Raw genomic sequence first — 17,577 nt, 5'->3', positions numbered from 1 at the left:
CCCGCCTAGGCCGGTCCGTTGCGCAGCATGATGCTCGTCTGCACCAGTTGCCGCAGCCGCGAGCGCGTCGCGGCGGGCAGGGACGCGCGCGCGATGCGCACGCCCGTGTCGCCGGCGCCGTGCGCCTCGGCATACGCCTTGCCGAACAGGTCGAACTGCGCCGGCCCCAGTTCCGCCATCTTGTCCGCCTGGCCCGCCTCGCCATGCAACAACAACGCCACGCGCACGCTGGCCACGCGCTTCCAGTGCGTGCGACGGTGAAAATCGCGCTGGCGCGCGGCCGCGTCCGCCCCCTCCAGCACCAGCGCCGCATCGTCGGCGTCGAGTGCGCTGGCGTTGACATAGCGGTTCGCCACGCCGTCGGGAGGCGTATCCGTGTCGAGGCCATACAGCACCTGGAAGCCGTCGACGCCACGGATGATGGCGTCCGCGCCCCAGCCGTTCGCGCCCCGGTATTTGCAGCGCAGCTCGCCCTCGCCATCGGCGCCTTGCGCTACATAGAAAATGCTCCACCCCCGCTGCGCCTGCGTTTGCGCGGCGCCCACGCCAAAGCCCGCGCAATTGAGCACGGAGCCGTCGCCGCCCTCTTCCTTGCCGGCGCCGTAATAGCGCAAGGCCAGCACGTCGCTGCCATGCAGGGCGCCGGGCAAAGCGCCACTGATGCCTTCGCTGTTCTTGCCCAGGCTGCGCGCGTCGAGCCCGGCGACGTTGGCGCTGTCAAAATCGGCATGGACGACGGGCGCGGCGCTGCTGTCCCAGTTCACGTACGCCGTCTGGCGCACGGCGCGGGCGATGGTGTCGAGCGCATAGCGGCCGTTGTCGTCGAGGCGCGCGCTGGCGGACTGGTCGCCATAACTGCCGCTGGCCGCCAACAGCACGCTACTGGCGGCCAGCATCAGCAGCGCGCCCAGCGACAGGGACACCAGCAATTCGACCAGGCTCATGCCACGATGCCAGTGCAGGACAGTGTTCATGCGCCGCCTCCGCCCAGCTGGAATGCCAGCCTGGGCAGCGACTCGCCTGCCGCATTCTCGGCGGGCGAGCCATCGGGCAGGCGGGCGCGCCAACCCAGCTTGATGACGATGGGTGCGCCCTTGCCGCCGCTGCACGTCCATTGCAAGCCTTGGGCGGCGGCATCCCATGCGGCAGTGTCGCGGCAAATGCGCAGGCGCGCGCCGGGCAAGGCCGCTTGCAGCCGCTGCTGCCATTCGGCGATATCGAATTGCGCCAGTTCGGCCGCGCTACAGGCGGTGGTGCCGAGGCAGTCGGGCGCGCCGCCGCCCGCTTCCGCGCCGTCCGCCGCCGTGTAGGCCACGTTCAGGTAGGGGTTGCCCGTATCCGGTCCATGCATGAGCACGCTGTTTGCGCGCATGCGCTCGGCCATGCCGGCCGCCAGTTGCACGCCCGCCGACAACAGCGCCGACTCATGGCGCGCGCGCAGGGAGTTCAGTTGCAAAATGCTGGCACCGAGCAGGCCCAGCGCCAACAGCAGCAGCGACACAAGCACCTCGACGAGGCTGCTGCCACCCGCAGGAAACATAGTGCGACCGCCCTTGCCCATGCGCTACTCCCTTCCGCAGACAGAGTCGCAGGAACAGGCGGCCCAGCTACAAGATAGGCGTGCGCAAAAAGCCGGGTCTGCGCTAGCGCAAACAGCACGGCGATAAGGTGAGAAGAACAGCGTTGGTGTTGATCAGGCCGCTTGCCAGGCGAACCTGGGCGTGGTGAGCAAGAAGGCGAGCAAGAAGCCCAAGGTCAGGGCTTGCGCGCCTGCCCCACTTCGGCAATCGCATCCTGGAACTCGGCCAGGTCTTCGAAGTTCTTGTAGACGGAGGCGAAGCGGATGTAGGCGATCTTGTCCAGGCGCTTCAATTCCTGCATGACGAGTTCGCCGATATAGCCGGAATCGACTTCGCGCAAGCCACTGGTCAGCAGCTTTTCCTGGATGGATGCGATGGCCGTATCCACGGAGGCGGCCGCGACGGGACGCTTGCGCAAGGCCAGCATCAAACTGCCGCGCAACTTATCCGCAGCGAACTCCGTCCGGCTGCCATTCTTTTTGACGACGGCCGGCATGATAAGTTCAATGCGCTCGTACGTGGTAAAACGCTTGTCGCATTTGCCGCAGCGGCGGCGGCGCCGAATGGCATCCCCTTCCTCCGATACGCGCGTATCGAGAACCTGGGTATCGCCGTGCTGGCAAAATGGACATTTCATGGGCTGGCTACAACTTTATAGTAATAATTACGGGAAATCGCCGCCCTTGTACAAAGGGCGCCCGAATCACTCCGGGCGCCCTTGGGCACGAAGGAATGTGTCATACAGAATCTTACTCCGTATGACACATTCTGGACAAATAATTATGCAGCGTACACAGGGTGCGCGTCGGCCAGGACTTTCACGGCCGCTTTCACGCGCTCGATGGTGGCGGCGTCATGCGGATTGTCCAGCACGTCGGCGATCAGGTTGCCCACTTCTTCCGCTTGCGCTTCCTTGAAACCGCGCGTCGTCATCGCCGGGCTGCCCAGGCGGATACCCGAGGTGACGAATGGTTTTTGCGGGTCGTTCGGGATGCCGTTCTTGTTGCAGGTGATGTGCGCGGAACCGAGGATGGCTTCGGCTTCTTTGCCCGTCAGGTTCTTGGCGCGCAGGTCGACCAGCATGACGTGCGATTCGGTGCCGCCGGAAACAATGCGCAGGCCGCGCTTGATCAGGGTTTTCGCCAGCACGTCGGCGTTCTTGATCACTTGCTTCTGGTATTCGACGAATTCAGGGCTCAGCGCTTCCTTGAAGGCGACAGCTTTGCCGGCGATCACGTGCATCAGCGGGCCGCCCTGGATGCCAGGGAAGATGGCCGAGTTGATGGCTTTTTCGTGTTCGGCCTTCATCAGGATGATGCCGCCGCGCGGGCCGCGCAACGATTTGTGCGTGGTCGAAGTAACGAAGTCGGCGAACGGCACCGGGTTCGGGTACAGGCCGGCGGCGATCAGGCCGGCGTAGTGGGCCATGTCGACCATGAAGTAGGCGCCAACTTCCTTGGCGATCTTGCCGAAGCGTTCGAAGTCGATCTTTTTCGAGAATGCCGACGCGCCGGCGATGATCAGTTTTGGCTTGCGTTCGCGGGCCAGGCGTTCCATCGCCTCGTAATCGATGTCTTCTTCCGCCGTCAAGCCGTAGGAGACGACGTCAAACCATTTGCCGGACATGTTCAGCGGCATGCCGTGGGTCAGGTGACCGCCTTCGGCCAGCGACATACCCATGATCAGGTCGCCTGGTTTCAACATGGCGAAGAACACGCCCTGGTTCGCCTGCGAGCCGGAGTTCGGCTGCACGTTCGCGCATTCGGCGCCGAACAACTGTTTCACGCGGTCGATGGCCAGTTGCTCGGCCACGTCGACATATTCGCAGCCACCGTAGTAGCGCTTGCCTGGGTAGCCTTCGGCGTATTTGTTCGTCAGCTGCGAGCCTTGCGCTTCCATTACGGCTGGCGACGTGTAGTTCTCCGACGCGATCAGTTCGATATGGTCGTGCTGGCGCGTATTCTCTTTTTGAATGACGGCGAACAATTCAGGATCGACGTTGGCGAGGTTGTGATCTTTTGCAAACATGTAAAAACTCCAAGTATGAGGGTGCTTGTACTGGCAGGTTGGATCGAATGAGGGGAGCCGGCGTTAAGTGAATAACAACATTGGACAGGCAGCCTCTTCGTGCTTTTCCATAGTGGCTACCCAGGCGAACGGCTGATGAAAAATCTCACGTTTCCCGGTGGATGCCCACCTTTCGCCGGTTTGCCGATCACCATTCATGGAGATCGCCCGACTTTTCGCCAGTCACGTGAGACGTAATGGAAGCCAAATTGTAAGTTAAGTGCCCAAATTGAGCAAGGAATGCAACCGTGCGGCTATAATCGCCGCGCGCCACCCCAGCCAGGGTGCGGCCACAAGCTGCCCCGGGGCATGGCTGCGGCTTTTAAGCTGGACTTAAACCTGGCCATGGCATGTAAGCGTATGTTACGAAGCTTGCCATTGCACACGCCGGATTTACAATGCTGCGGTGCAACTTATATGCAGCTTTTGCATGGCTTTCCAGCAAGCGCCCACAGTCACAAGAAGAAAAATCGCGTAAAATGTTGCTCAATCTCACTACTGGCGCAATGAACATGCCTTCAGTCTTTACCTGGAACGTACGTGTCTACTATGAAGACACCGACGCCGGCGGCATCGTCTATTACGCTAACTACCTGAAATTCTTCGAACGCGCGCGTACCGAATGGCTGCGCGCCATCGACGTGGGCCAGCAGGAATTGCTGGAGCAGCACGATGCAATGTTCGTTGTCAAAAGCGTCAACGCCGACTATCATGCGCCAGCCAGGCTCGATGACACGGTAAGATTAACCTTAAGTATAGAAAAAATGGGGCGCGCCTCCATCGTTTTCCTGCAACAAGCCTGGTGCGGCGACCGCCTGCTCAACACGGCCCGCGTCAAGATCGGCTGCGTCGATTCGGCACTGCGCCCGCGCGCCGTGCCTGATGCAGTCGCGGCCCGCATGCGCGCCGCCTGAGCCCTACCCGCCACCCCCGGACAATTCACCCAACAGACTGCCAGCCAATGAACGTTACACAAGATCTTTCTTTCCTCGCGCTCATCTCCAATGCCCATTTGATCGTGCAACTGATCATGGCCCTGCTGCTGCTGATTTCCCTGACCAGCTGGACCTACATTTTCCGCAAGATGTTTGCCGTGCGCCAGGCGCGCAAGCAAACCATCGAATTCGAACGCAGCTTCTGGGCCGGCGGCAACCTGCATGCGCTGCACCAGAACGCCAGCGGCAACCGCGACCAGAGCGGCGCGCTGGCCCGCATCTTCGATGCCGGCATGGGCGAATTCATCAAGGGCAAGGCTTCCTACGGTTCGCGTGAAGCGCTGGACGTCGGCGCCGTGCTCGACGGCGCACGCCGCGCCATGCGCGCCGCCTTCCAGCGTGAAATGGACGTGCTCGAATCGCACCTGGCCTTCCTCGCTTCCGTCGGCTCCGTCTCGCCCTACATCGGCCTGCTTGGCACCGTGTGGGGCATCATGAACGCCTTCCGCGGCCTGGCCAACGTGCAGCAAGCCACCCTGGCCGCCGTCGCGCCCGGTATCGCCGAAGCGCTGATCGCCACCGCCATCGGCCTGTTCGCCGCCATTCCCGCCGTCGTCGCCTACAACCGTTTTTCGCATGACATCGACCGCCTGGCGATCCGCTTCGAAAGCTTCGTCGAGGAATTCTCCAACATCTTGCAGCGCCAGTCGCGCTAAGAGGGAGCAGCGTCCATGGGTTCCTCATTCAATAGCGGTGGCATGCGCGGCGGCCGTGGCCGCAAGTTCAAGTCCGAGATCAACGTCGTGCCGTACATCGACGTGATGCTGGTGCTGCTGATCATTTTCATGGTGATGCCGTCGTCGAACAATCCCAGCGTGGTGAACTTGCCCAACGCGGAAAAGTCGGCCAAACCGCCTGATGACTATATTCAGATCGTGCTGAAGCCGAATGGTTCGCTGTCGATTGGCGTCATCGGCAAAGAACAGCTGTCGCCGGAAACGGAACCGAACCGCGACGCCCTGCTGCGCAAGCTGCGCGGTTTGCACGAGAGCAATCCCGACTATCCCGTGATGATCGCGGGCGACAAGGAAAGCAAGTACGACGACGTGATCCAGCTCATTTCGGAAGCGAAAAAGATGGGCATTACCAGAGTCGGCCTGGCCACCAAGTAAACGCAGCACCCTGTTTCCAGACTTGACCGTTTTTAGATAGACTAGACTTTGCAGAACAAACAAATCGACCATGTACTCGGCAAGCCCTACAGCGTGCCGCGCGAACGCAGCCGCTGGCCCTCGCTGGGCCTGGCGCTGGCGATGCACCTTGGGCTGCTGTTTTTCCTGTGGGTGGGCGTACACTGGCAAAATACGGAACCTGTCGCTGTCGAAGCGGAAGTGTGGGACATGAAAGTGCAGACGGCCGCGCCGCCGCCTGAAGTGGCGACGGAACCGGAGCCGACACCAACGCCGCCGCAACCGCAAGTGGAACAGCCGGCCCCGCCGCCACCGCCGCCCGTGGCAGCGCCCGAGCCGAAGGTCGACCTGCGCGAAGCGGAGATCGCACTCGAGCGCAAGAAGGCCAAGCTGAAAGAAGAAAAAGACAAAGCGGCAGCGGAAGAACGCCGCAAGCAGGAACAGAAGGAACGCGAGGAAGAAAAGCGCGAACTGGAAAAACAGAAGCAGAAAGAAAAAGACAAGGCTGACAAGCTGGAAAAAGAAAAGGCCGACAAGCTGGAGAAAGCCAAGGAAGCCAAAGAGAAAGCGGCGGAAGAAAAAGCCGAGAAAGAACTGGCCGATAAAAAAGCGGCGGCCGAAAAAGCGGCCAAGGCGAAAAAAGCGGCGGCGGAAAAAGCCGCAGCCGACAAATTGCGTGCCGATGACATGAAGCGGATGATGGCGCAGGCAGGCAATGGCACAACGGGCACGGCCGCGAAAGCGACCGCGCCACGCAAGGACAGCGGCTATGTCGCTGCCCTGACGAGCAAGATCAAGAGCAATATCGCGTACAGCGGTAGCACGGACGTGCCGGGCAACCCGCGCGCCGTGTTCAAGATCGAGCAACTGCCAACTGGGGAAATTATTTCGGTCCGAAAGATTAAAAGTAGCGGCCTGCCGGCGTATGACAGCTCGGTGGAAAACGCCATTAATAAATCCTCGCCACTGCCAAAGAAAAAAGACGGCACCGTGGAACGCGAGATTGAACTCATATTCGAGATGAAGGATTTGCCTAAATGATGACCATGAAAAAAATGAGCTATGTCGTGCTCTGCGCCAGCCTGGTGCTGGGAGCGTCAAGCGCCCAGGCACAGCTGCGCGTGGAGATTACGGGGATCGGCAGCAACCAGATCCCGGTGGCTGTCGCCAGCTTCGTCAATGAATCGGCGGCGCCGCAATCGCTGTCGGGCATTATCAAGGCCGACCTGGCGCGCAGCGGCGTGTTCAAGCTGATCGACGCCGATGCACCCGTGTCGGAAACGGCGCCCGTCAGCTACGAGCAATGGAAGTCGCGCGGCGCCGACGCGCTGGCGGCCGGCACCGTGCAAAGCATGGCCGATGGCCGCCTGGACGTGCGCTACAAGCTGTTCGACACCATCAAGGGCGCGCAGATTTCCAGCATGAACAATGCGGCCGCGCCGCAGTTCAACCGCTTGCTGGCGCACAAGATCGCCGATGACATCTATGAAAAGCTGACGGGCGTCAAGGGCGCGTTTGCCACGCGCATCGCCTACGTCACGCAATCGGGCCGCGAATACCGCCTGGAAATCGCCGACGCCGATGGCGAAGGCATCCAGGTCGCCCTGCGCTCGAACGAACCGATCATTTCGCCATCATGGTCGCCGGACGGCACCAAGGTCGCGTATGTATCGTTTGAAAAGAAAAAACCGATCGTCTACGTGCAAAACCTGGTAACGCGCCAGCGCACCATCGTCTCGAATGAAAAAGGCAGCAATTCGGCGCCGAGCTGGAGCCCGGACGGCTCGCGCCTGGCCGTGGCCCTGTCGCGCGATGGCCATACCCAGGTCTATACCGTCAATGCCGACGGCAGCGGCTTGCGCCGCGTCAGCACCAGCAGCGGCATCGATACGGAACCCCAATTCTCGGCCGATGGCCAAAGCATTTACTTCACCAGCGATCGCAGCGGCGGACCACAAATCTACCGCATGTCGACCAGCGGTGGCGAAGCCAAGCGCGTGACGTTTGGCGGCTCCTACAACATCAGCCCGCGGATTTCGTCCGACGGGAAGACACTTGCTTATATTTCCCGTCGCGACGGCAATTTCCAGCTCTACGCGCTCGACCTGGCTAGTGGCCAGGAACTGCGCCTGTCGGACACCGCCAACGACGAATCACCGAGCTTTTCGCCCAACGGGAAATATATCATGTACGCGACCGAATCCGGACGACGCAAGTCGCTGGCAGTGGTATCGGTGGATGGCCGCGTCAAACAGCGTTTGACTACGCAAGCTGGCAATATCAAGGAGCCCACCTGGGGTCCTTTTATGAAGTAAATGCTGTACAGTTTCACCTTTAACCATGACCCGGAGAATAAAAATGAGTAACTTTAAAAGTTTGGCTTTCATCGCCGCTACCGCAGCCCTGCTGTCCGCCTGCAGCACCCCAGTCAAAGTAGCCGAGACCCCAGTGGTTGAGCGCGCTCCTGAAAAAGTCGTTGCTCCAGTTGACACCCGTCAAGTTCAGCCAGTGACGACCGCATCGGTCGATCCACTGGACGATCCAAAAGGCGTGCTGGCTAACCGCAGCATCTACTTCGACTTCGACAAATACGTCGTGCGCGAAGCGGACACCCCAGTCGTGCAAAACCACGCTGGCTACCTGGTGAAAACGCCTAGCCGCAAGATCCTGATCCAAGGTAACACCGATGAACGCGGTGGCGCTGAGTACAACCTGGCCCTGGGCCAGAAACGTGCTGAAGCCGTGCGCAAGTCGATGGCAGCTCTGGGCGTACCAGAAGGCCAAATGGAAGCCGTGTCGCTGGGCAAAGAAAAGCCTAAAGCACAAGGCAGCAACGAAGCAGCATGGGCAGAAAACCGCCGCGCTGACATCGTTTATTGATGTTGACAGGTGAGCGCGGCAGCATTGACGCTTACCTAACTGGCCAGTCATAGGCATAATAATGGGGCGCAGCGCGGTGATTCACCGCCCGGCGCCCCGTTTGCATGTTTGCGTAACCTTAGAAAGCCCGACCCATGATGACATTCTCGAAAGCCGGCGTCGCCGCCGCCTTGATGGCCGCGTTTGCCTACCTGCCCCTGCACGCCAACGCCGCCCTGTTCGATGACGACGAAGCACGCAAGGCCATCCTCGAGCTGCGCGCCAAGGTCGACGCCATGGCGCGTGACCTGAACAGCCGCATCGACGCCAAGGCGGACAAGACCAGCACCTTGAGCCTGATCAACCAGCACGACCAGACCATGCAAGAGATCGCCCGCCTGCGCGGCCAGATCGAAGTGCTGGGCAACGACCTGGCGAATGTGCAAAAGCGCCAGAAGGATTTCTACACCGATATCGACGCGCGCCTGCGCAAGCTCGAACCGCGCCAGGTGACCATCGACGGCCAGGAAGCGGCCGTGGGCGTATCCGAGCAAAGTTCATACGAATCCGCGTTCGGCCTGTTCAAGTCGGGCGACTACAAGGGCGCCGTGACGGCCCTGGACGGCTTCGTCAAGCGCTATCCAGAATCGGCCTACGCGGCTAACGCGCAATACTGGCTGGGTAACGCCTATTACGCCCAGCGCGACTGCAAGAGCGCCATCACGGCCCAGCAGGCAGTGCTGAAACACTACCCGGACAGTCCGAAGGCGCCCGACGCCATGCTCAACATCGCCAGCTGCTACACGGAGCTGAAAGACAAGCCGAACGCGACCAAGACGCTGAACGCCCTGATCTCGCGCTACCCGGACTCCAGCGCGGCCCAGGCCGCCAAGGAACGGGCCGGTAAAAAGTAAAAGCGGGGAAAAAGTTGCCCGTTAGGTTTGACAGAATCCCGGGCACCCCCTATAATCTTTCTTCTTCGGGTCGTTAGCTCAGCTGGTAGAGCAGCGGACTTTTAATCCGTTGGTCGCAGGTTCGAATCCCGCACGGCCTACCACGAATACGCAGTACTGATCTGCTTGCGAGTTGTTATAGCAAGCATTTTTTTACGGCACAGTGTTACCGAAGTTGTTGTAAAAAGTTTTTGGGTCGTTAGCTCAGCTGGTAGAGCAGCGGACTTTTAATCCGTTGGTCGCAGGTTCGAATCCCGCACGGCCTACCAAATACGTCAGATAAGCCAACCGTTCGCGGTTGGCTTTTTTGTTTTCAGCACAATACCCCTTCCCTACACACACAGCAAATCCACCACACTCCAACTTGTTGAGTTGCATATTTTAAAAATATATTTGACAATATAATTTCCCTAAATTAATATTACAGCACAGGACAAAATGTTCTGCTGCCGTGTTTTCGCTCTTTAAAAAGTATACGAGTATTGCTGAGATTGACTTGGTGTCCAAGTTGAGTCCTTATTTCCGGGATTCAACGATATCACTTGATATCTCTACCGGGACGTTGGCCTGCATGCGACGCGCATCGCGCGCCGCATGTGGCACAAATTCCCGGCGCCTTATAACAACAGTAGTAAGACGATAAAAGTGACGGAGTTCGCCCCAACCAGGTTACACCTCACCATTAGTCAAAAATAGATTCTGAAGGCTAGGCGACCTATCCACTTTGGATAGGCTCAACCCCTGAAAGGAAATTTCCGTGAATCTATTAATCACAAAACTCAAGCAATCTCGTATTAACCGCATTGTTTGGCCGGAAGCCAAACAATTTGCGTGGCAGGCGTGGTTGGGGCTTAAAAAAACAGTAGGTGAAGACCTATTACGACTGTTCTTTCGTTTAATAGTCAATGCTCTAATCAGAGAAAGTCTAGATTTTTTGATGAATCTGCTTAGTAATTTGTCTTAACAACACTCCGTCAACTTTAATTATGAATATTAGCTACTCACATCCACCGATAGGAAGCATTTCCAAATTAGCAAAAATGCTTGATGTGTCTGAGGCATATTTATATCAAGTTGCAAAAAATCCAGAGAATTTTTACGCATTTTCAGAAATCCCCAAAAAAAATGGTGACTTTCGAACAATATCCGATCCAGTCAAAGAACTTAAGATAGTTCAACGTAGAATTATACGTAGGATTTTCTGCAATTGCATTTTCCCAACGTATTTATTTGGATCAATTAAAGATATAGAAAATCCACGTGACTTTGTAAGAAATGCACAATTTCATTCAAATGCAAACGAAGTAATGGCTTTCGATATTGATTCATTTTTTCCATCAATACAAGCAAAGTATGTGAAACTTGTATTTAAATACTTATTAAACTTTCCAAATGACGTTTCCGATCTACTGGTAAAGCTAACAACTTTAAATGGCAGCATTCCTCAAGGTGCGCCAACAAGTCCTTATATTGCCAATTTGGTTTTCTATGATCAAGAACCAAAGCTGGTAAAATTATTTACAGACAAAAAACTGCGCTATTCTCGACTGGTTGACGATATAACAATTAGCTCAGAGAAACCAATAACCTCCGGAAACAAAACCTTTATATACGAACAGGTAAAAAAATTACTTGACTCGAAAAGTTTAAAAATAAACAAAAAGAAATATCAAGTAACAAATACTTCCAATTCTGGGAAGAAAACGATTGTTACCGGATTGATCATCGAAAACAATATAGTCAAGCTTCCTAAGGAAACTATAAAATCGATTAGCAGGCAAGTTTACACACTCAATCGAATGGCAGATGTTGCGACTACAGACGTTAAATACCACAAAGCACATGGATCAACTTCTGGATTAGTCGCATTATATAGCCGGTTAAGCAAAGAGAAATCCGATGTCCACCGACTATCACTTAGAGGAATAAAACCGACGTATAGTCCCTCAAGATTGAAAAAAATAGCTTCCCTTTGTCGACGATTCATTAAGTACGGTGAATCACACACAAAAAAACACGGGGATGAGGACTACGCTAAAAAATATTATAAGTACAAGCACAAAATTAGCATAATTCGAAGAACCGATAAAAAAACTGCGTACAGATTAGACTTAGCACTAAAACCGATAAAACCTTTACATCTATTATCCAGCTACCATGAATGAAGGCAGAATAAAAAATTTTGACATACTAAAGGGCTTTGGGTTCATCACACGGCCAAAAGGTAAAGAACTTTTTTTCCATTGGACAGATGTTAAATCTCACCATCAAGGCGCAGCAGTCTTAGTTGGCGCTCTCGTTAATTTTGAAATTAGCGAAGAAAAACCTAATCGAGCAAAGAATGTAATTTTAGTAACGTGATATAAGAAAATTTGATAAATCTATTGCGGATAGTTCTGCTTTTCCTCTGTCTGTAAAATACTACGGGGCAGTCAAGAAAAATACTAGTATGGTCAGTATTTATTGTCTGCGACTAACGCTCATTTCCGTCACGGTCTCCGATACCAGCTACATGTTTAGTTTCATGCGATCATATTCCTCGTCGCAGCATGGCCCTGTTTCGCGCCAGAGCACGGAAGCAGCGGAAGCAGGGGCAGTTCCGCCATTCGTACACGACCCCAGCCTTGCAAGCACCAAAGTAAGCCACTACGCCCGCCGCGCCCGCAGCCACTCCTTCAACGCATCATTCATGCGCGTCTGCCACCCATCTCCGGTCGCCTTGAACGCGTCGAGAATTTCAGCGTCGAAGCGTATGGTCGTGCTGACCTTGCCGCCGCTACCAGCAGGCCTGCCGCGACGACGCGCCATTTCTTGCTGCGCCTCGAGACGGGAAACGGGCTTGTCGCCCACTTGCCAGACGCCTTGCTCAAAAAAACCATCCGTCAATTCAGGCGCATCATCGGGATCAACCCAGGCCTTGCTTGTATTTGTCGATTTCGCGTTCATTTGCCTTCCTCATGCTGATGATTCTGCGCGCCAAGCCACGCGGCGTCCAGACCAGGACTACCAGGCGGTCGTCGAGCCAGCCTGCTGTGATAAAGCGAGGCTCGCCATAGTCCTGGCGCTGGTCCGGCAGCGTAATGGTGAGCCCGTCAAACACTTCGCGCGCACGGGCAAAGTCGAGACCACGCTCCCTGAGCGTCTTTTCACGCTTGGCAGCATCAAAAGTAATTCTCATTATTTATTGTAGTAACAAATAATAGAAACAGCCAGCCCTGTTTCGCGAGCAAGGGCGCCATCGGGACTGCTACATCGCCAGCCTTAACGCGACACCAGCGCCGGCCGCCCGGCCAGATGCGCCACCACGCCACCCATCACCCGCCCCAGCGGCACCTCCACCCAGCGGTAAAACGCGGCACCGGCCGCCAGACTGGCGCCCCAGGCCGTCAGCATGCCCAGCGCCTGCCACTCGGGCTCGAGCGGGACATAGCTGATAAACAGCGCATTCACCAGCAGGCTGACGGGAAAGTGGACGAGAAACACGGCATACGAGATGCGGCCGAGGGTATTGATGATGTTCCAGGCGCCGCCGCGGAACTGCGTGCGGGCGCGGCCGAACAGGAACAGGGCGCAGGCGACGATCAGGGCCAGGGCGATGCGGCTGCGGTAATCGACGGCCAGGGCCAGCAGGACGGGCACGGCGGCCATGGCCATGAGCACGGTCATGGCACCGGGCTTGCGGGCCGGATCACTGGCCCACCAGGCCAGCATGCCGAGGCCATAGCTGCCGAAGAAATACGGCGCCCAGTTGTCCCAGTCCGCGTCGAGATTGAAATACAGCAAGGAAAAAGTGATGCCCACGGTGACGGCCAGCGGCATCAGCCAGTGCCGGCGCCGATGGCCCGCCACGCGGCCGCCCAGCCACAGCAGCGATACCGTCAGCAGGTAGAGCTGGAAATCGATGGCCACGTACCACGCGCCGGCCGACAGCGATTCATAGCCCAGCACGCCATGCAGCAGCAAGGCATGGGCGCTCAGCTGGCCCAGGGTGACGGCGGCCGACATGGAATCGTGCTGCATCCAGATGCCTGCCACGGGCGTGATGATGGCAGCGAGCAAGGTGGCGGCCAGGAAAGGCGGCGCCAGCTTGGCATAGCGGCGCCAGATCGCCTGCAGCGGGGTGGCAATGCCGGGACGGCCGGCGGGAGAGAGCGATTTGGCGACGAGAAAGCCGCCGATGACGAGAAACACTTGCACGGCGATGCGCGCGCTGCCGCCCAGCCAGCCCAGCAACTCCGGCCACAGCGGCTGCACGTAATCGGACATGGGCCCATAAAACGCCAGGTGGTGCAACACGATCAATTGCGCCGCGCCCGCCTTCAAACCATTGATCCAGCCAAACTGCGGACGATGTGCCAAGTCCGCCTGTGATACCACTGCTGCTGCCGTCATTCCCTATCCTTGCCGTGCCAGGTAGTATCGCCAGCCCATCGCGCAACAGGCGCGCGGCTGAGGATTTACCGAAAGGCCGACATCATAGCCGAGCCTGGCAAATGGCGGGGCACGGCAGGCGGCTAGACTCCCCGCCCGCCCGCGTCCGGCGCCTCGGGCGCCACTGGCTGCTGCGCCAGGATGGCGTCGAGCAAGCCGGGAAAACGGCTCTCGATATCGGCGCGGCGCAAGGTGTTCATGTGCGTCGTGCCCGCGTTTTCCGTGTGGACGAGGCCCGCTTCGCGCAAGACCTTGAAATGGTGGGAGACGGTCGACTTCGGCCGCCCGCCGTCGAGGTCGCCACAAGCGGCCGCGTCAACTCTGGCCAGGTGGCGCACGATGTCGAGGCGAATGGAATCGCTCAAGGCGTACAGCACTCTTTCAAGCACGAATTCGCTGGCGGGAGGATGTTTGTGTGGGCGCATGAGCAGAATCATACAGCATGCGCTATACTAATTCCATTCTTCGAATATTTACGAACTACCGAATCAGTATTTCCATACACCACCATCAACAAAGGCCACCATGTCCGCCCTCTTCCAGCCCTACACCCTCAAAAACGTCACCCTGCGCAACCGCATCGCCGTGCCGCCCATGTGCCAGTACATGGCCGTCGATGGCGTCGCCAACGACTGGCATCTGTCGCATTACGCGGGCATGGCCCGTGGCGGTGCCGGCCTGGTGATCGTAGAAGCGACGGCCGTGGCGCCGGAAGGCCGCATCACGCCCGGTTGCACGGGCATCTGGAACGATGACCTGGCGCAAGCCTTCGTGCCCATCGTCAAAGCCATCAAGGCGGCCGGCTCCGTGCCCGGCATCCAGATCGCCCACGCGGGCCGCAAGGCCAGCGCCAACCGCCCATGGGAAGGCGACGACCACATTCCTGAAGGCGACGCGCGCGGCTGGCAAACCATCGCCCCTTCCGCCATCGCCTTTGGCGGCGGCCTGCCGAAAGTACCGCGCGCCATGGACCTCGACGATATCGCCCGCGTGAAACAGAACTTCGTCGACGCGGCCGTGCGCGCCCGTGAAGTGGGCTTCGAATGGCTGGAGCTGCACTTTGCCCACGGCTACCTGGCGCAAAGCTTTTTCTCGGCCCACTCGAACCAGCGCGACGATATCTATGGCGGCAGCCTGGAAAACCGCAGCCGCTTCCTGCTGGAAACATTGAAAGCCGTGCGTGCAGTGTGGCCCGAACACCTGCCGTTGACGATCCGCTTTGGCGTGCTGGAATTCGACGGCCGCGACGAGCAAACCCTGCTTGAATCCATCGGCCTCGTGCGCCAGTTCAAGGATGCCGGCATGGATATGATCAGCGTCAGCATGGGTTTTACCATTCCCGACGTATCGATTCCGTGGGGCCCGGCCTTCATGGGTCCGATTGCCGAGCGCGTCCGCCGCGAAGCGGGCGTTCCCGTCTCGTCCGCCTGGGGCTTCGGCACGCCAGCCATTGCCGAGCGCGTCGTCAAGGAAGAACAGCTGGACGTGGTGATGGTCGGCAAGGCGCACCTGGCCAACCCGCACTGGGCATACTTTGCCGCCAAGGAACTCGGCGTGGAACGCGCTTCGTGGACCCTGCCGGCGCCGTACGCGCACTGGCTCGAGCGCTACTGATCGTCCTTGACCGTTGCCGGATGCCCCTCCAGGGGCAGTTCCGGCAGGAACAACAGGAAGACCAGTCCCAATAGCAGCAGCACGGCGCCGGCGCCAAACACGCTGGCGATCGCATGGCGGTAGACGTCCACCGTCTGCGTCGCCGCCTGCGCACCCAGCGCCGAGACGGCTTCCACGCCGTGCTTGTGCAACTGATGTGCAAGGATGGCGCCGGAAGCCGTCACGCCCAGCAAGCCGCCCAGCGAGCGGAAAAAGGCCAGCATGGCCGTGCCCACGCCGCGGCGCGCCAGCGGCAAGGCATTTTGCACGGCAATCGTCATGTTCGGCATCACCAGTCCCAGCCCCGTGCCGAGCAAGAAGATGGCTGGCTCAATGACCCAGTAACCGCGCGACGTTTCCATGCCCCAGGCCAGCACGGCAAACGCCAGCAGCGCCACGGCTAATCCCATCACCTGCACCATTTTGTACTTGCCCGAGCGCGACAGCACGCGGCCGTTGAAGATCGACGACGCCACCAGCCCCACCATCATCGGCACCGTCATCACGCCGGACTCCGCGGGACTCGTGCCCATCACCAACTGGAAGAACAGGGGAAAGAAGACGCTGGCGCCCATCAGGCCCATGAAGGTCACGGCCATCACCAAGCTGGCGATATTGAACGTGCGGTTCTCGAACAGGTCGGGCGGCAGCACGGGCTCATCCACCCGCCCCACGTGCACGGCCAGCCAGAGACCCAGCAGCACGGCGACGCCGCCGCACACCTTGATGGCCAGCGCATCCCACGGCCACTCGGTGCCGCCCAGCGCCAGCACCAGCAGGGCCGCCGTGACGGCGCCCGTCAGCAATGCCGAGCCAAGATAGTCGATCTGGTGCGCATGCGTGCGCACGGGTTTGCGCATGGCGCGCGCGAGGATGACAAAGGCAGCCGCGCCAATGGGCAGGTTGACATAGAAAATCCAGTGCCACGACCACGCATCCGTGATCACGCCGCCCAGCACGGGACCCAGCACGCTGGTGACGGCATACACGATGGGCACCATGCCTTGCCGCTTGCCCCGCTCGGCCGGCGGCACGATGTCGCCGATGATGATTTGCGCCAGCGGCATGAAGCCGCCCGCACCGAGGCCCTGGATGGCGCGGAAAATGATCAGCTCCGTCATGTTCTGCGCCAGCCCGCACAGCACGGAACCGAGCAGAAAGGTCAGCAGGGCCGTGAAGATCATGGGACGGCGGCCGTACTGGTCGGCCAGCTTGCCGTACAGGGGCATGGTGGCCGTCGAGGCCAGCACATACGCCGTCACCACCCACGACAGATGCGCCATGCCGCCCAGGTCATCGACGATGCGCGGCAGGGCCGTGGCGACGATGCTCTGGTCCAGCGCACCGAGGCCCAGCACGGCCATCAGGCCCAGGTAGATGGCGCGCACTTCGCGTTCGGTGACGGGTTTGGCAGGTTCTTTTTCCGCGCCAGCAGCCGGATGATGGGCGCTCATGCCTGACCTATTTCAAGCAGCGGCTGCATGGCCGCTTCCAGCGCATCGATCTGCTGCGGCGACAGGCGGGCGATACGCTGCGCCAGCGCATCGCGGCGCCGTGCACGCAGGGTTTCGAGGATGGCCAGGCCTTGCGCGGACACCTGTAGCCCCGAGCGCCGCCGGTCTTGCGGATCAGGCGCGCCGCGCTCGACCAGCCCCGCCTCTTCGAGCGACTTAACCTGCGCGCTGACGGTCGGCCCGCGCACGTTCTGCAGGCGCGCCAGCGCGGCCACTCCAATGCCGGGCTGCTCGTGAATCAGGGCCAGCAGCATGTATTGCATCATCGATACACTACCTTCCAGCTCGCCCCCTTCGCGCTGCATGGAGCGCAGCAGGCGCTTGAACGCCGTGCGCAATTCATCGGACAGCGCCAGCGCGCGCTCGGGGATGGGAAGGTCTTCGGTAGTGGACAT

21 protein-coding genes, 2 tRNA genes and 1 riboswitch are annotated in these 17,577 nt (G+C 58.9%); of the genes, 13 read left to right on the top strand and 10 right to left on the bottom strand.

The window, feature by feature from the left end; translation table 11 throughout:
- Nucleotides 1-5 precede the first annotated feature (5 nt).
- The 4 genes from FG13_RS27055 to glyA form a co-directional block, all read right to left on the bottom strand.
- On the bottom strand, nucleotides 6-974 hold the full coding sequence (locus FG13_RS27055) for a PilW family protein (RefSeq protein ID WP_035826094.1): 969 nt from the start codon (nucleotides 972-974) through the stop codon (nucleotides 6-8).
- The gene (gene pilV, locus FG13_RS27050) at nucleotides 971-1,540 is read right to left on the bottom strand and encodes a type IV pilus modification protein PilV (RefSeq protein WP_035826090.1); all 570 of its coding nucleotides are present in this window, start codon (nucleotides 1,538-1,540) and stop codon (nucleotides 971-973) included. Before pilV ends, FG13_RS27055 begins: the two co-directional genes overlap by 4 nt.
- 215 nt (nucleotides 1,541-1,755) lie before the next feature.
- Nucleotides 1,756-2,217 (bottom strand): transcriptional regulator NrdR, encoded by a 462-nt coding sequence (gene nrdR / locus FG13_RS27045; RefSeq protein ID WP_034759169.1) that lies wholly within the window; start codon nucleotides 2,215-2,217, stop codon nucleotides 1,756-1,758.
- 143 nt (nucleotides 2,218-2,360) lie between these two features.
- A complete protein-coding gene (gene glyA / locus FG13_RS27040) occupies nucleotides 2,361-3,608 on the bottom strand; it encodes a serine hydroxymethyltransferase (RefSeq protein ID WP_035826086.1) in 1,248 nt (415 codons plus the stop codon).
- Between the two features lie 111 nt (nucleotides 3,609-3,719).
- A riboswitch (ZMP/ZTP riboswitch) is annotated at nucleotides 3,720-3,844 on the bottom strand.
- Between the two features lie 315 nt (nucleotides 3,845-4,159).
- On the opposite strand from glyA, the gene ybgC reads away from it, so the two are divergent.
- From ybgC to FG13_RS29760, 12 genes are all read left to right on the top strand, one after another.
- Complete coding sequence (gene ybgC / locus FG13_RS27035; protein WP_046682324.1) at nucleotides 4,160-4,561, top strand: tol-pal system-associated acyl-CoA thioesterase; 402 nt, start codon at nucleotides 4,160-4,162, stop codon at nucleotides 4,559-4,561.
- A gap of 47 nt (nucleotides 4,562-4,608) precedes the next feature.
- Entirely contained in the window at nucleotides 4,609-5,298 is a 690-nt protein-coding gene (tolQ, locus tag FG13_RS27030) for a protein TolQ (protein WP_034759183.1), read from the top strand.
- Nucleotides 5,299-5,313: 15 nt separating this feature from the next.
- Entirely contained in the window at nucleotides 5,314-5,754 is a 441-nt protein-coding gene (locus FG13_RS27025) for an ExbD/TolR family protein (protein ID WP_223278896.1), read from the top strand.
- Nucleotides 5,755-5,802: 48 nt separating this feature from the next.
- Entirely contained in the window at nucleotides 5,803-6,813 is a 1,011-nt protein-coding gene (gene tolA, locus FG13_RS27020; protein WP_081922736.1) for a cell envelope integrity protein TolA, read from the top strand.
- A gap of 5 nt (nucleotides 6,814-6,818) precedes the next feature.
- Complete coding sequence (gene tolB, locus FG13_RS27015; protein ID WP_035828861.1) at nucleotides 6,819-8,087, top strand: Tol-Pal system beta propeller repeat protein TolB; 1,269 nt, start codon at nucleotides 6,819-6,821, stop codon at nucleotides 8,085-8,087.
- 43 nt (nucleotides 8,088-8,130) lie between these two features.
- Nucleotides 8,131-8,652: a peptidoglycan-associated lipoprotein Pal gene (pal, locus tag FG13_RS27010; RefSeq protein ID WP_034786578.1), complete on the top strand. Its 522-nt coding sequence runs from the start codon at nucleotides 8,131-8,133 to the stop codon at nucleotides 8,650-8,652.
- A 134-nt stretch (nucleotides 8,653-8,786) separates the two neighbouring features.
- Complete coding sequence (ybgF, locus tag FG13_RS27005; RefSeq protein ID WP_035826081.1) at nucleotides 8,787-9,545, top strand: tol-pal system protein YbgF; 759 nt, start codon at nucleotides 8,787-8,789, stop codon at nucleotides 9,543-9,545.
- A 67-nt stretch (nucleotides 9,546-9,612) separates the two neighbouring features.
- Nucleotides 9,613-9,688: transfer RNA gene (locus FG13_RS27000), tRNA-Lys, on the top strand.
- Nucleotides 9,689-9,777: 89 nt separating this feature from the next.
- Nucleotides 9,778-9,853, top strand: a tRNA-Lys gene (locus tag FG13_RS26995).
- Nucleotides 9,854-10,341: 488 nt separating this feature from the next.
- Nucleotides 10,342-10,548, top strand: a complete 207-nt coding sequence (locus FG13_RS30320; RefSeq protein WP_139179360.1) for a hypothetical protein — start codon at nucleotides 10,342-10,344, stop codon at nucleotides 10,546-10,548.
- Nucleotides 10,549-10,570: 22 nt separating this feature from the next.
- Nucleotides 10,571-11,749 (top strand): reverse transcriptase family protein, encoded by a 1,179-nt coding sequence (locus FG13_RS29765; RefSeq protein WP_081922734.1) that lies wholly within the window; start codon nucleotides 10,571-10,573, stop codon nucleotides 11,747-11,749.
- Nucleotides 11,742-11,945, top strand: coding sequence for a cold-shock protein (locus tag FG13_RS29760; RefSeq protein WP_081922733.1), 204 nt, complete (start codon nucleotides 11,742-11,744; stop codon nucleotides 11,943-11,945). Before FG13_RS29765 ends, FG13_RS29760 begins: the two co-directional genes overlap by 8 nt.
- A gap of 285 nt (nucleotides 11,946-12,230) precedes the next feature.
- On the opposite strand, the gene FG13_RS26990 is transcribed toward FG13_RS29760, so the two are convergent.
- The 4 genes from FG13_RS26990 to FG13_RS26975 all read right to left on the bottom strand — a co-directional run bounded on the left by FG13_RS26990 (nucleotide 12,231) and on the right by FG13_RS26975 (nucleotide 14,440).
- Nucleotides 12,231-12,530 carry a BrnA antitoxin family protein gene (locus tag FG13_RS26990; RefSeq protein ID WP_035826079.1) on the bottom strand — a complete coding sequence of 100 codons (300 nt, stop codon included), beginning with the start codon at nucleotides 12,528-12,530 and terminating at the stop codon, nucleotides 12,231-12,233.
- Nucleotides 12,490-12,762 (bottom strand): BrnT family toxin, encoded by a 273-nt coding sequence (locus FG13_RS26985; RefSeq protein ID WP_035826077.1) that lies wholly within the window; start codon nucleotides 12,760-12,762, stop codon nucleotides 12,490-12,492. Before FG13_RS26985 ends, FG13_RS26990 begins: the two co-directional genes overlap by 41 nt.
- Before the next feature lie 83 nt (nucleotides 12,763-12,845).
- Complete coding sequence (locus FG13_RS26980; RefSeq protein WP_035826075.1) at nucleotides 12,846-13,976, bottom strand: acyltransferase family protein; 1,131 nt, start codon at nucleotides 13,974-13,976, stop codon at nucleotides 12,846-12,848.
- 122 nt (nucleotides 13,977-14,098) lie between these two features.
- On the bottom strand, nucleotides 14,099-14,440 hold the full coding sequence (locus FG13_RS26975; RefSeq protein WP_051959677.1) for an ArsR/SmtB family transcription factor: 342 nt from the start codon (nucleotides 14,438-14,440) through the stop codon (nucleotides 14,099-14,101).
- 100 nt (nucleotides 14,441-14,540) lie between these two features.
- Here FG13_RS26975 and FG13_RS26970 point away from each other — a divergent pair, with 100 nt between their 5' ends.
- Complete coding sequence (locus FG13_RS26970) at nucleotides 14,541-15,629, top strand: NADH:flavin oxidoreductase/NADH oxidase (RefSeq protein WP_035826073.1); 1,089 nt, start codon at nucleotides 14,541-14,543, stop codon at nucleotides 15,627-15,629.
- Here the strand turns inward: FG13_RS26970 and FG13_RS26965 are convergent.
- Both FG13_RS26965 and FG13_RS26960 read right to left on the bottom strand, forming a co-directional pair.
- Complete coding sequence (locus tag FG13_RS26965) at nucleotides 15,623-17,122, bottom strand: MDR family MFS transporter (protein ID WP_035826071.1); 1,500 nt, start codon at nucleotides 17,120-17,122, stop codon at nucleotides 15,623-15,625. The two genes, FG13_RS26970 and FG13_RS26965, sit on opposite strands and share 7 nt — an antisense overlap.
- Nucleotides 17,119-17,577 (bottom strand): MarR family winged helix-turn-helix transcriptional regulator, encoded by a 459-nt coding sequence (locus FG13_RS26960; RefSeq protein WP_035826069.1) that lies wholly within the window; start codon nucleotides 17,575-17,577, stop codon nucleotides 17,119-17,121. The genes FG13_RS26965 and FG13_RS26960 overlap by 4 nt, the downstream gene beginning before the upstream one ends.

The organism is Janthinobacterium sp. RA13, assembly GCF_000745325.1.
Lineage (GTDB): Bacteria > Pseudomonadota > Gammaproteobacteria > Burkholderiales > Burkholderiaceae_D > Janthinobacterium > Janthinobacterium rivuli.
This window is presented reverse-complemented; position numbering and strand designations above follow the sequence as displayed.